Genomic DNA, 13195 nt, shown 5'->3' on the forward strand with positions numbered 1-13195 from the left:
ACGCTAGAGTGAGAGAGCAGGTGCTATTTATCCTTGACCAACTAAGCCATATTTTCTGACCATACCTCTGAGCTGGTGGTAACTTAGCCCCAATAGCTCTGCCGCTTGGCGTTGGTTAAACTTCGCTTCTTCTAAAGCGCGGTTAAGCAGTTCGATATCTTGGTCTTCTTGCCACTGTTTGTAATCCAGAGGGAAGCGAATCTCGGATCTCGGTGCCGTTTCTGCAGGTTCTGATTCTTCTTGATTTGCTGTATGGCCTAACGCGTTATCCCAACCCGCTTCAAATGGGTTAAAGATAAGATGTTCTATCGGATCAGAGTTTAAACCATGACGATAAATCGCACGCTCAATCACGTTCTTTAACTCACGTACGTTGCCCGGCCAAGCGTAATCCAAAAGTGATTGTTGTGCTTCTTCCGTAAAGCCAACAAAGTATTCCAACTGCAATTCACGGCACATCTTGATCGCGTAATGCTCGGCAAGGGAAAGAATGTCTTCCTTTCGCTCTCTCAGTGGTGGAAGCATGATGACGTCAAACGCTAAACGGTCGAGTAAATCTGCGCGGAAATCGCCTTGTTCCGCCAGTTTTGGTAAATCGGCATTGGTTGCACAAACTAAACGCACATCTGCAGTCAGTGCAGTATGTCCGCCAACACGTTCGTACTCACCATATTCAATCACGCGTAGAAGTTTTTCTTGAACAAGAAGAGGAGCTGTCGCCAATTCATCAAGGAATAAGGTACCACCTTCTGCGCGTTCGAAGCGGCCTTTGTGCTTACCTTTAGATCCTGTAAATGAGCCGGATTCGTGGCCAAACAGTTCTGAATCAATCAGACCTTCGCTTAATGTCGCACAGTTTAGAGAAAGCAGTGGCTTATCCCAACGCTTTGATAAATAGTGTAAACGTTGCGCGATGAGTTCTTTACCTGTACCTCGTTCCCCAATGATGAGAACAGGACGTTCAATCGGCGCAAGTTGTGATACTTTATCTAGTACGGCGAGAAAAGCGGGCGATTCACCAATGAGGTTCTGCTTCATAAAATCCTTCTTATTTTCTATCTAGCCACGATTTACAGTATTGGAGTTGGTGAAATTTACCAACAGTTGGTAAAAACCATCATAGCATAACGGAGTGTAACAACAACAAAATGCGTAAGGTGCTGTTTATAAAAGAAAATAAAAGTTGGCACGCTACTTGTTATATCTAAAGGGAGACACAAGGTGAATCACCACCTTGTCGAGTTTAAATAGGAAAAAAGAGGAGTTCCGTTATGGGTATTTTTTCTCGTTTTGCAGACATCGTTAACTCAAACATCAGTGCATTGCTAGACAAGGCGGAAGATCCTGAAAAAATGATCCGTCTTATCATCCAAGAAATGGAAGACACGCTTGTAGAAGTGCGTACTAACTCGGCTAAAGCGATTGCAGACAAAAAAGAGTTGGCTCGCAAAGTTGAAGCTTTAGAAGAGCAAATCACTGAGTGGGGTCAGAAAGCAAGCCTAGCTCTAGTGAAAGAGCGTGAAGATTTGGCACGTGCTGCTCTGATTGAAAAGCAAAAGCTAGAGCAAGTGATTAAAGGTCTTCACACTGAGCAAACGCTAGTCGAAGAAACCATTGAGAAACTGACTGGCGAAATCGGTAAGCTAGAAGCAAAAATCACAGAAACTCGCGCGAAGCAGCAAGCGCTAGCGATTCGTAACCAAACGGCATCTAACCGTCGTGATGTACAAAAGCAACTTCATGCAGGTCGTACAAACGAAGCGATGGCAAAGTTCGAGCAATACTCTCGTAAGATTGACGAGATGGAAGCGGAAGCGGATCTATACGCGAAAACGGGTAATGCAAAGTCGCTAGACCAAGAGTTTGCTGAGCTACAAGCACAAGACGAAATTGAAAAAGAGTTGGCAAAACTGAAAGAACAGATGTCATCGAACGATAAATAAGAAAGGAGCCATTTATGTCGACATTTTTTATTACTGGACCATTGATTGTCTTTTTAATCTTTGTCGCTCCACTATGGCTCTTCTTACACTATCGCAGCAAACGCAAAGCAGATAGTGCACTGTCGAGCCAAGATCTAGAGCGCCTTCAGGTACTGTCTGAAAAAGCGGAAGCGATGCAGTCTCGAGTTGAAACATTAGAGCGTATCCTAGACTCGGAGTCCCCAACATGGAGACGAAAGTATGAATAGACGAGAACTGTATCGTGACCCGGTAAACGGCAAAATCTCCGGTGTGTGTGCCGGAGTCGCAAACTACTTTGGCGCGGAAGTTTGGTTGATTCGTATCGTCGTGATCTCCGCAGCCTTGCTAGGCGGTACTTTTTTAGTCTTGTTGGCTTACATTGCAATGACCTTCATGCTAGAGAAGCAACCAATGACTTATACCGAGAACATTAAGTCACGCGAAGAACATACGTTGAAGAGCAAACCGTGGCAAAAAGGACAGAGTCCAGATCAGCTGTTAAGCGTGCTGGAAAATGACTTTAACCGCCTCGATGGAAAAATTCGCAACATGGAAGCGTATGTCACTTCTGACACTTATCGCGTAAACAGAGAGTTTAATAAGCTCTAGTGATTAGTTACTAATTTATTGATAAAGCAGGCTTCGGCCTGCTTTGTTTTTGTCTCAAATTGCTATTTTTAAAGAAATTTTTTGCTCTGATGCTCTAGAAGAACACCATAAATTCATCTACTTTAAAAGGAATGGATCTTAAATGGATGAATTAACATGAGAAAAGCGCTCATTCCAATCGCTGTCATGACGGTTCTCTCTGGGTGTGGAAAAGAGCTGCCACCAGTCCCTGAACCCGAATCTCGGCCCGCCAAACTCTTCACGGTCTCTGTAGGCAATGCTCAGTTTGAACGACATTTTCCTGCCACCACAGAAGCCGGCGACCGAGCAGTACTCGCATTCCGTGTGCCTGGTTTGCTTCAGTCGATTGAAGTCAATGCTGGGCAGATGGTCAACAAAGGCGATGTGCTTGCTGTACTCAACCCTGACGAGTATTCACTGCTCGAAAAACAAGCCCGTGCGAATTACACCCTAGCGGATGTTCAATACGAACGTTCGAAAAAGCTTCGTAAAGAACAAGTGGTGTCTGAGCAAGATTTTGATGCAGCGAAAGCTAATCATAATTCTGCAAAAGCACAGTGGAATCAGGCTAAAGCAAACCTGAGATACACCAAGCTTGTTGCCCCTTACGATGGCACTATTTCTTACCTGCCAGCGGAAAACCATGAATACGTGGCGGCAAAAGAAGGCGTCATGAACATTCAAACCAACCAAGTGATGAAGGTGTTATTCCAATTACCAGATCACTTGTTGAGTAAGTTTACGCAAGGTGCCAACGCGCATGCATCAATGACGTTTGATGCGTTCCCAGAGCGTTCTTTCGAATTGACCTTCCAAGAAATTGATACCGAAGCCGATCCTAAAACGGGCAGTTACAAAGTCACCATGGTGATGGCTCGCCCAGAAGGGGTCGGTATCTTACCGGGTATGTCCGGTAATGTGCATTTGGTGTCTGAAAATGCAGGTGCCACAAGAATTCCGAATTCAGCACTGTTTACTGAGAACGATAAAACGTGTGTTTGGCGTGTAAATGACCAAGGCATCGTTGAGAAAGTGACGGTAACGCTGAACGAGAAACAGCAGATTGCGTCCGGCCTAGAAGATGGTGATCAAATTATTATCTCTGGCGTCAACGTGATTGAGCCTGGCATCAAAGTGCGTGAGTGGGTTAAGGAGCGAGGACTGTAGTATGAAAGGAATCTTAGCTTTAACCACACTTTGCTCAGCAATGCTATTGGCAGGTTGTGGTGACAAAGGGCCGGAGCGAGAACTTGAAACGCCGCGCGTTCGAGTGGCTTCTCTGGAAGGTAAGAAGGTTGACGATAACCTGTATTTTCCTGCTGTCGCCAATGCGGCTGACCGTTCACACTTAAGCTTCCGTGTTGCGGGCGAGGTCAGTCGAGTCTTGGTCAAAGAAGGTGATAAGGTCACAAAAGGTGATGTTATTGCTACGCTAGACCCTACCGATTACAAGCTTGATGTCGATAACGCATCGGCACGTTTTTCTGTGGTTGACAGCCAATACCGCCGTTCAGCCCCTCTAGTGAAAAAAGGCCTATTGGCAAAATCACAATTTGATGAGATCGCAGCACAGCGTCAAATTGCGCTTGCTGAACTTGAATTAGCCAAGCTTCGTTTGTCGTTTACAGAGCTAAAAGCACCGGTTGATGGTGTTATTTCGCGCGTAAACGTAGACCAGTTTGAGAACATTCAAGTTGGTCAGTACATCGTGAACATTCACAGTGTGGATCGCGTTGAAGTACTGATTCAGCTTCCTGACCGTTTGTACGTTAATCAGCCTCCGACTGAAGAACATCTGACGGGAATCAATGCCGTGGTTCGTGTACCAAGCGGCAATGAGTACAACGCTCAAATCAAAGAGTTCACCACAGAACCAGATCCTAACACTGGCACCTTTACGGTGACGCTATCTCTGCCTATGCCAGAAAACGAATACATTCTTGATGGTATGGCAGTAGACGTGACCTCTAAAGATGAAAAGACCGGCCTAGACCTTAACATCGGTATCAACGTGCCAATCGAAGCCATTTTTAATGCTGATGGTGATGATCTGGATCGTGAAAACAAATTTGTTTGGGTCTTGAATGACGACAATACCGTAACTCGCAAGCAAGTGCGTGCTGGTAAAGCGTCACAAACCTCGGTTCAAATCCTTGATGGCTTAGAGCTTGACGACAAAGTGGTTGTCGCTGGTGTATCCCGATTAAGAGATGGCATGAAAGTGGAAGTGGTTAAGCAGGAGGCAACTCAATGAGTGAACAAAATAACGTTGCGCCTCAAAAAGATGATGATGAAAACGTAACGGGCATCGCGGCGTATTTCATTCGTAACCGTGTAATTAGTTGGATGGTATCGCTGATCTTCTTAATCGGTGGTATCTCTGCGTTTTTTGGCCTAGGTCGTCTTGAAGACCCGGCCTTTACCATCAAAGACGCAATGGTCGTCACCTCTTACCCTGGCGCGACACCGCAACAGGTTGAAGAAGAGGTAACCTATCCAATCGAAAAAGCGATTCAGCAATTAACTTATGTGGATGAGGTTAACTCCATTTCTAGCCGCGGTTTATCGCAAATCACTGTGACCATGAAAAACAACTATGGTCCGGATGACTTACCGCAGATTTGGGATGAGTTACGCCGTAAAGTCAACGACTTAAAAGGCACGTTACCGCCGGGTGTTAATGATCCATCGGTCATTGATGACTTTGGTGATGTATATGGCATCTTGTTGGCCGTAACTGGTGATGGGTACAGCTATAAAGAACTGCTCGACTATGTGGACTATTTGAGACGTGAGCTCGAATTAGTCGACGGAGTGAGTAAGGTTTCTGTATCTGGCCAACAGCAAGAGCAAGTCTTCATTGAGATTTCGATGAAGAAGCTAAGCAGTCTTGGTCTATCTCCGAACACGGTATTTAACCTACTATCGACCCAAAACGTCGTTTCCGACGCAGGTGCGATCCGAATTGGTGATGAGTACATTCGTATTCAACCAACCGGTGAGTTCCAGAGCGTTGACGAACTCGGCGATTTGCTACTGACAGAGTCGGGCGCGCAAGGTCTGATCTTCTTGAAAGACGTAGCGGAAATCAAACGTGGCTATGTCGATGTTCCAACCAACATCATTAACTACAATGGCGAGTTGGCGCTCAACATGGGTATTTCGTTTGCCCAAGGCGTTAACGTAGTTGAAGTGGGCAAAGCGTTTGACCGCCGAGTGGCGGAGCTTAAATACCAACAACCGGTTGGTGTTGAGATCTCAGAAATCTATAACCAGCCAAAAGAAGTAGATAAATCGGTAAGTGGTTTCGTTGTCAGCTTGGCGCAAGCGGTGGGCATCGTAATCGTCGTTCTGCTCTTCTTTATGGGGTTACGCTCGGGTCTTCTCATTGGTCTGATCCTATTGTTGACGGTATTAGGTACCTTCATCTTTATGAAGTACTTTGCCATCGACCTACAGCGGATCTCTTTGGGTGCTCTGGTTATCGCACTGGGTATGCTGGTGGATAACGCCATCGTGGTCGTGGAAGGGATACTCATCGGTACCCAGAAAGGACGAACGAGACTTCAAGCGGCTACAGACATCGTAACGCAAACTAAATGGCCGTTGTTAGGTGCTACCGTGATTGCAGTAACGGCATTCGCTCCAATCGGTCTGTCAGAAGACTCGACGGGTGAGTACTGTGGTACCTTATTTACTGTACTACTTATCTCTCTGATGCTGAGTTGGTTTACTGCGATCTCGCTAACGCCATTCTTTGCTGACATCTTCTTTAAAGGTCAGAAAATCAAGAGTGGTGAAGGGGAAGACAACGACCCTTACAACGGCATCATCTTCGTGATGTACAAAAAGTTCTTAAACTTCTGTATGCGCCGAGCATGGTTTACGGTTGTGGTTTTGGTGGCAGGTCTTGCGGCAAGTGTGTACGGCTTTACGCATGTAAAACAAGCCTTCTTCCCATCATCAACCACTCCTATCTTCCAATTAGACGTTTGGTTGCCTGAAGGTACAGACATTCGCGCGACAAACGACAAACTGAAAGAGCTTGAAGGTTGGCTAGCGAAGCAAGATCACGTTGAGCACATTACCACTACTGCGGGTAAAGGCTTACAACGTTTCATGCTGACTTACTCACCAGAGAAGAGTTACGCAGCCTACGGTGAAATCACGACGCGTGTAGAGAACTACGAAGCGTTGGCACCACTGATGGACCGTTTTAGAGAGCACATCAAAACCAACTACCCAGAAATCAACTACAAGTTGAAGCAAATTGAATTGGGTCCTGGTGGCGGTGCGAAGATTGAAGCGCGTGTTATCGGTTCGGATCCAACTGTGCTTCGTACTATTGCAGCGCAAGTGATGGATGTGATGTATGCAGATCCTGGCGCGACCAACATTCGTCATGACTGGCGTGAACGTACTCAAGTGCTAGAGCCTCAATTTAACGAGAGCCAAGCACGTCGTTACGGTATCACTAAGTCTGATGTGGATGACTTCCTATCTATGTCGTTCTCAGGTATGAATATCGGTTTATACCGCGATGGCACAACGCTTATGCCAATCGTAGCTCGCCTTCCTGAAGATGAGCGTATCGACATTCGTAACATCGAAGGCATGAAGATTTGGAGCCCTGCGCAGAGCGAGTTTATCCCGCTACAGCAAGTGACGATGGGTTACGACATGCGTTGGGAAGACCCAATCATCGTTCGTAAAAACCGTAAGCGCATGCTAACGGTGATGGCTGATCCAGATATCTTGGGTGAAGAGACGGCGGCAACATTGCAAGCTCGTCTACAACCACAGATTGAAGCGATCGAAATGCCACCGGGTTACTCACTAGAGTGGGGTGGTGAATATGAGTCATCAGGCGATGCGAAGGCGTCATTGTTCACAACGATGCCAATGGGTTACCTGTTCATGTTCTTGATCACCATCTTCTTGTTCAACTCGATTAAAGAGCCGCTGATTGTTTGGTTAACGGTGCCTCTGGCATTGATTGGTGTAACAACCGGTCTGCTCGCCTTGAACACGCCGTTTGGCTTTATGGCGTTGCTTGGTTTCTTGAGTTTGTCAGGCATGGTATTGAAAAACGGTATCGTACTGCTTGACCAGATCGAGATTGAGATGAAGTCAGGTAAAGATGCGTACGACGCAGTTGTGGATGCAGCGGTAAGTCGTGTGCGCCCAGTATGTATGGCGGCAATCACTACTATTCTTGGTATGATTCCTCTACTACCGGATATCTTCTTTAAACCAATGGCTGTAACCATCATGTTTGGTTTGGGTTTTGCGACTGTACTGACACTAATTGTTGTGCCAGTGTTGTATCGTCTATTCCACAAGGTGGCGGTGCCAAAGTAACGACTGAGTTTTAAGAACGTTCTAAAGCGCCTCTGGCTGACCGTCAGGGGCGTTTTTATAAGGATTAAATATGGAACAGAATACGTGTGTATGGGCAATGAACCATCCACTTGAACGCGAATATCACGATGCGGAATGGGGCATTCCTGTGCATGATGATACCGTGTTGTTTGAGTTCATCACGTTAGAAGGTGCGCAAGCTGGCTTGAGTTGGATTACGATTCTGAAAAAGCGAGAAGGCTATCGTGAAGCGTTTGAGCACTATGACTTAGATAAGTTAATTCAACGCGATGAAGAGCGCACAGAGTTCATCGTAGAGAACTACGACGTGGTTAAGCATCGCGGTAAAATCAATTCGGTATTTAGCAATGCTAAAGCGGCCAAGCAATTGATAGAAGAATATGGAAGCCTTTCCGCTGCGCTATGGCAATTTGTTGATGGCAAGCCAATTGTGAATCACTGGACAGACATGAGCCAAGTGCCAGTATCGACAGAACAGTCCAAAGCTATGAGCAAATTCCTCAAAAAGAGAGGCTTTAAGTTTGTGGGCGAGACGATTTGCTACGCATTCATGCAAGCAGTAGGCATGGTCGATGACCATATTGTTGGCTGTCCTAAAAAGCTTAACTAATTGTTAGGTATATTATTATGTAAGCAGTCTAAAGGCTGATATGCACTCATGTGTTAGTGTATTCAGTTTGGCCATATGTTTGATTTGGATATGTGGCACTTTTTGACCCATAGTCCCATATGAACAGGCCACTCATTGAGTGGCCTGTTCAGAAACAATAAGAGTCTCTTAGAGATTACTTTCAAGTTTGTCGAAAGCTAAGCGGTTGCTGCGTTATTTTTGTGTACCTGAGCTATTAATAAATAATAGTGAAGCCTTTAGTAGTGCAGTTAGAGCCAATGCAGCCCCAATCATCTTCTAGATCGTCTAGGTTGGGTTGAATAATCACACCAACATCGGTGTTGTGACTCTCTTGGATTTCAAACTTGTAGCTCTTACCAATTTCAGGGCTAGGTACGAATGCTTCAACTGATTCGCCATATTGAAATTCAACTGTCAACTTAGCAATTTCATTGTAGTTGCTTACGTTTTTGTACGCATAGAACAAGCCGTTTTCATCTTTGTCCATCGCATGTTTGTATTCGCCCGTCTCTGTCTCGTAATCCAAGAATACATTTTGAACAGGGGCTTCATCACTAGGGAAAACCACAAAACCAGCATAATCTTGATTTCGAGGTGTAAGCGTTAAATCATATTCTGCATGAGAATGTCTAAATTGAATGCTATCTCGAATCTTAATGTCGCTACTGTAGTTTGAGTGAGCGTTTAGAGGAGTAAAGTAGATTTCAGCATCACCATAAACATTTATATAGAAGGGAGTTGGTGCTTCTATATATTTAGACAGGATTATTGGGTCAAGACACGATTGTTCTTGTGTCGCATCTATCCAACATAACTTATATTCTCCAAGGTCATATTTGTCATGGAATTCGGCAGTTAGTGGCTCTAGAACAAGAGCCGTGTTTAAGCCAATAGCTAGAGTGGATATTGGGTACTCATTGTTTGAGGAGTCTGAGTTCTCACCAGAACCACCACAACCAATCAACGTCGCTGACATAAGAGATGCTAGAAATAACCTTTTCATTTTTATTTGTCTGATATGTTTGAATAGGAGCGAATCCTATCAATGCGCATTATATTAAATCTATTTACAGTTTTTATAATTTCTACTTTTTACTATTTGTGTTGAAAAATACTTAGAGTGAGCAAGTTTAGTCGCCCATATACTCCCTTAAATGGAGCGCATTTTTAGAGGAGTGACGCTTGTTTTTTTATCACTTTCCTATGCTTATGTTGGTCAAGTCATATCTCAGAGGTGTGAGGTTTTAATTGCGAGGCGTTTTGTAGGGTGATTTATCTTTTTTGATATTTTTTTAATGCTCCTCGGTTTCCAAGGAGCTAATTGTTCGCTTCACTATCATGAATCCTTTCTAAAGCTTCGACGCGACGCCATTGGTTTTGCTCGAAGCTTTGTTCTCTTAATCTGGCGATTTCTGTTTTCTTTTCTTCTTCGCCGAGGAAATCATTGTTGATGATCTCCGCCCGTTTCTCTAAATAATCGTTGAGTGATGCATTAAACGAGGCTCGTTGTTCGTCCAAAGCCTGTAGTCGTTCGGCGCCTTCTTCGCTCACCAAATCAACACGAGCCAAATACTTCTCTTGTGCAGACATTTCTGAGGTTTGATTTAGTTCAATCACTAGCGCGTTATTGCGCTCACTTTGTTGAATATACTCAGGTTGAGAGGCGAGGTTTTCTTCGAGCATTTGTTGTTGAGAATCCGCGTCTAATTGGGTTTCTCGAATGGCGAGTTTGTCTATTGCCAACTGACGTAAACGATTTTCTTCACCGAAAAGTTGAGCAATTTGTTCGTCAGTAAAAAATTCACTCTGCATCGACAAGATGGCGTTGTTCAGTTGTTCCAATTCCATCAATGACAGTGAATTTCCTTCGAACGGTTCTAGCTTGGATAACGTTTCTTTGTAGACGAGGTAAGTTTCGAACAGTTCTGTGTTGATACCCAGTGAATTTGATTGTGATTCGCCAGCTTTTACGTTGCCTTTGATTTCTTCAAGGCTTTGCTCCCCAAGACTGCTCAATGAGTACTCAAAGAAGTCTTTCTGTGAGGAAAGATCAACTGTAGTGTCTTGTTGTGAATGCGCCTTTGTTGGCTGCGCTGACTGGGGTTGAAACAAATAAACCGCTCCTACACCAATGAGTGATACAACGGACACAATGACAAGAGCGGCTTTCTTCATGATAAGTTCCTTTTTATAGACCTTGCAGCTTCAGGCGATTTGCATGCTGACGATACAGTGTGACTGGGTCTGTTTCGAATAAGTGATGAATGCCAAGTAATCCGTTGATTTCATCCAGATGATTCATCTTATAGTTGTCACGAATCACCTTACCTAGGTGAGTACTGCATACCCCGACAAGGCCATCGTTCGGACCATCAAATGCTAAGCCTAATACGACCATTGCGCCGTCAGTAGGGTCAAACAGATTGGTAAAGTTCGAAGAGCCCGTCCATGAGTAGTAATACACGCCATTGGATGCCAATAAATCACCATCTCCGCATTCACTGGTTGGGATGCCTTCCGGATAATATTGGTTGAACGTCAAAGAACCTTCGGTGGTTAGAGCTTCTAAAGAGGCCAATGGATCTTGGTCGAGGTCTGTGCCACCTGAAAGTAGGTTAATCAGTGTCACGAGTCCTTCTACCAACTTCACGGCCACGCCTTCACTGATAGAGCCTTCAGGCACCGTTCCGCGTACTATATCTGCAACTTTAGAGCCCTTATTTACTCCTCCGATGCTGGTAACGGATGCCACTAAGTCTGGACGTATGGAGGCAACATAGCGTGTTGTTGGGCCTCCGTGACTGTGTCCAATCAAGTTGACCTTCTGTGCGCCTGTTGCAGCAAGAAGCGTTTCAACCTGTGCCAAAAGCTGCTCACCGCGAGCTTCACTACTGTTGGTCGCAGACACTTGGGCAACATAAACCGTTGCGCCATCTTTGGTCAGAGAGTGTGGGATGCCATAGAAGTAATCGACACCGGCTAAGGTATCAAAGCCAAACAACCCATGAACAAGAACGATGGGATATTTAGTCTCCGTGTAACCACTGGCGTTGGCAGATGCAAAGGGTAAGGTGCTTAAAACGAAAAGCATTGTTGTTATGAATCTGAGTTTCAAAACTATCTCCTTGTGGTATGACCTCTTATGAGTTTTATAAAATAGGAGATAAGTTTTGCGGTTGAGAAGTTCGTTTGTGGCACATTGTTTTAATCTGTGATTACTCAAAAGAAAATCAACAGATATGATTAACATTGAATTGATGAATATTAGGGTGTTAGTTAATTCTAATTAAGACAATGAGTTAGTAACTCTGTAATGAGAGGTAAAAAAATAGCCTCGCAGTACGAGGCTATTTAATAATTTTTCTGAATGCTTATAAAGAGGCTTCTTTTTCAAGTACGAGTGCGTTGTATCGCTCGAAGCCAGCTTCAAGGTCGGCAATGAGATCTTCAACATCTTCGAGACCGATGTGCAGGCGGACAAGTGTGCCTTCGAAGTTTGGATTCGCCACTGTACGCAAGCTGTTAAAGCTCTTTGGCTCATTGGCTAAAATCAAACTCTCAAAACCACCCCATGAGTAACCCATACTGAAGTGCTTCATGCCATCCAATAATGCTGTGGTTGCTTTCGGGTACGAGCTTTTCAATACGAATGAGAACAAGCCATTACCGCCAGTAAAGTCGCGTTTAAAGAACTCATGACCAGGGCAGCTTTCTAGAGCAGGGTGACGAACGTGATCGACTTCAGGGCGGCTTGCCAACCACTGTGCGACTTTCAGGCTGTTCTCTGCATGCTGGCGTAAGCGAACATCCAAAGTACGAATTCCGCGCAGACCAAGGTATGCATCATCAGGAGAAACGCATTGTCCCATAAGGTAGCTTTGTTCGCGCAGCTGGTCCCAGTATTTCTCTGAAGCGACTGCCGTACCCAGCATTACATCTGAATGACCAACAATGTACTTGGTTGCTGCTTGAATAGAGATATCAACACCGTGCTCGAATGGTGAGAAATTCACACCGGCCCCCCAAGTGTTGTCCAACATGACGATGATGTCTTGCTCATGGGCAATGTTCGCCATCGTTGGGACATCCATCACTTCCATGGTGATTGAGCCAGGAGATTCTAGGAACAAGATTTTGGTATTCGGTTGAATAAGCTCACGAATGCCTTCACCAATCATAGGATCAAAGTAAGTTGTCTCGACGCCCATCTTCTTCATGATGGTGTCGCAGAAGTCGCGAGTCGGTTCGTAACAGGTATCCACCATTAAGATGTGATCGCCCGTTTCAACAAAAGACAGGATGGCATTAGAAATCGCAGCCGTACCACATGGGTATAGAGCACAACCCGCACCGCCTTCAATTTCGACCATGGCATCTTGGAAAGCAAAGTGTGTATTCGTGCCGCGGCGTCCGTAGAAGAGTGTTTTATTTGTACGGTTGAGCATTGCTTGGTTCTTTTCAGCAACCGTATCAAAAACGATGGTTGAAGCGCGCTGTACTGGTGGGTTTACGACGCCGTTAGTCCATTTCTTGTCTCGACCTGCGGTAACGAATTTGGTCTTTTTGCCTTCTGACATAAAAATTCCCT

General features: G+C 45.0%; 12 protein-coding genes. 7 read left to right on the plus strand and 5 right to left on the minus strand.

Going from position 1 to position 13195, the window contains the following annotated elements; genetic code table 11:
• Window positions 1-27: 27 nt before the first annotated feature.
• Window positions 28-1038, minus strand: a complete 1011-nt coding sequence (gene pspF, locus KIT90_RS03820) for a phage shock protein operon transcriptional activator (protein WP_045478666.1) — start codon at window positions 1036-1038, stop codon at window positions 28-30.
• 233 nt (window positions 1039-1271) lie between these two features.
• On the opposite strand from pspF, the gene pspA reads away from it, so the two are divergent.
• From pspA to KIT90_RS03855, 7 genes are all read left to right on the plus strand, one after another.
• Complete coding sequence (gene pspA, locus KIT90_RS03825; RefSeq protein ID WP_005425704.1) at window positions 1272-1943, plus strand: phage shock protein PspA; 672 nt, start codon at window positions 1272-1274, stop codon at window positions 1941-1943.
• Window positions 1944-1957: 14 nt separating this feature from the next.
• A complete protein-coding gene (gene pspB, locus KIT90_RS03830; RefSeq protein ID WP_005437276.1) occupies window positions 1958-2191 on the plus strand; it encodes an envelope stress response membrane protein PspB in 234 nt (77 codons plus the stop codon).
• Complete coding sequence (pspC, locus tag KIT90_RS03835; RefSeq protein WP_005437277.1) at window positions 2184-2573, plus strand: envelope stress response membrane protein PspC; 390 nt, start codon at window positions 2184-2186, stop codon at window positions 2571-2573. The genes pspB and pspC overlap by 8 nt, the downstream gene beginning before the upstream one ends.
• A gap of 156 nt (window positions 2574-2729) precedes the next feature.
• Entirely contained in the window at window positions 2730-3761 is a 1032-nt protein-coding gene (locus tag KIT90_RS03840; RefSeq protein WP_005437278.1) for an efflux RND transporter periplasmic adaptor subunit, read from the plus strand.
• A gap of 1 nt (window position 3762) precedes the next feature.
• Window positions 3763-4848, plus strand: a complete 1086-nt coding sequence (locus tag KIT90_RS03845) for an efflux RND transporter periplasmic adaptor subunit (RefSeq protein ID WP_009705780.1) — start codon at window positions 3763-3765, stop codon at window positions 4846-4848.
• The gene (gene vmeI / locus KIT90_RS03850) at window positions 4845-7955 is read left to right on the plus strand and encodes an efflux RND transporter permease subunit VmeI (protein ID WP_132697592.1); all 3111 of its coding nucleotides are present in this window, start codon (window positions 4845-4847) and stop codon (window positions 7953-7955) included. Before KIT90_RS03845 ends, vmeI begins: the two co-directional genes overlap by 4 nt.
• Before the next feature lie 70 nt (window positions 7956-8025).
• Window positions 8026-8586 carry a DNA-3-methyladenine glycosylase I gene (locus KIT90_RS03855; RefSeq protein ID WP_285375413.1) on the plus strand — a complete coding sequence of 187 codons (561 nt, stop codon included), beginning with the start codon at window positions 8026-8028 and terminating at the stop codon, window positions 8584-8586.
• 235 nt (window positions 8587-8821) lie between these two features.
• Here the strand turns inward: KIT90_RS03855 and KIT90_RS03860 are convergent, their stop codons facing one another.
• The 4 genes from KIT90_RS03860 to KIT90_RS03875 form a co-directional block, all read right to left on the minus strand.
• Window positions 8822-9610, minus strand: coding sequence for a hypothetical protein (locus tag KIT90_RS03860; protein WP_285375416.1), 789 nt, complete (start codon window positions 9608-9610; stop codon window positions 8822-8824).
• Between the two features lie 314 nt (window positions 9611-9924).
• Entirely contained in the window at window positions 9925-10782 is an 858-nt protein-coding gene (locus tag KIT90_RS03865; protein ID WP_285375419.1) for a lipase secretion chaperone, read from the minus strand.
• A gap of 13 nt (window positions 10783-10795) precedes the next feature.
• Entirely contained in the window at window positions 10796-11698 is a 903-nt protein-coding gene (locus KIT90_RS03870) for a triacylglycerol lipase (RefSeq protein WP_285375840.1), read from the minus strand.
• Window positions 11699-11978: 280 nt separating this feature from the next.
• On the minus strand, window positions 11979-13184 hold the full coding sequence (locus KIT90_RS03875; RefSeq protein WP_258491866.1) for a cystathionine beta-lyase: 1206 nt from the start codon (window positions 13182-13184) through the stop codon (window positions 11979-11981).
• Window positions 13185-13195: the final 11 nt, after the last annotated feature.

This window comes from Vibrio sp. B172a, from assembly GCF_030248355.1.
In the GTDB taxonomy this organism is placed as follows: Bacteria; Pseudomonadota; Gammaproteobacteria; order Enterobacterales; family Vibrionaceae; genus Vibrio; species Vibrio owensii.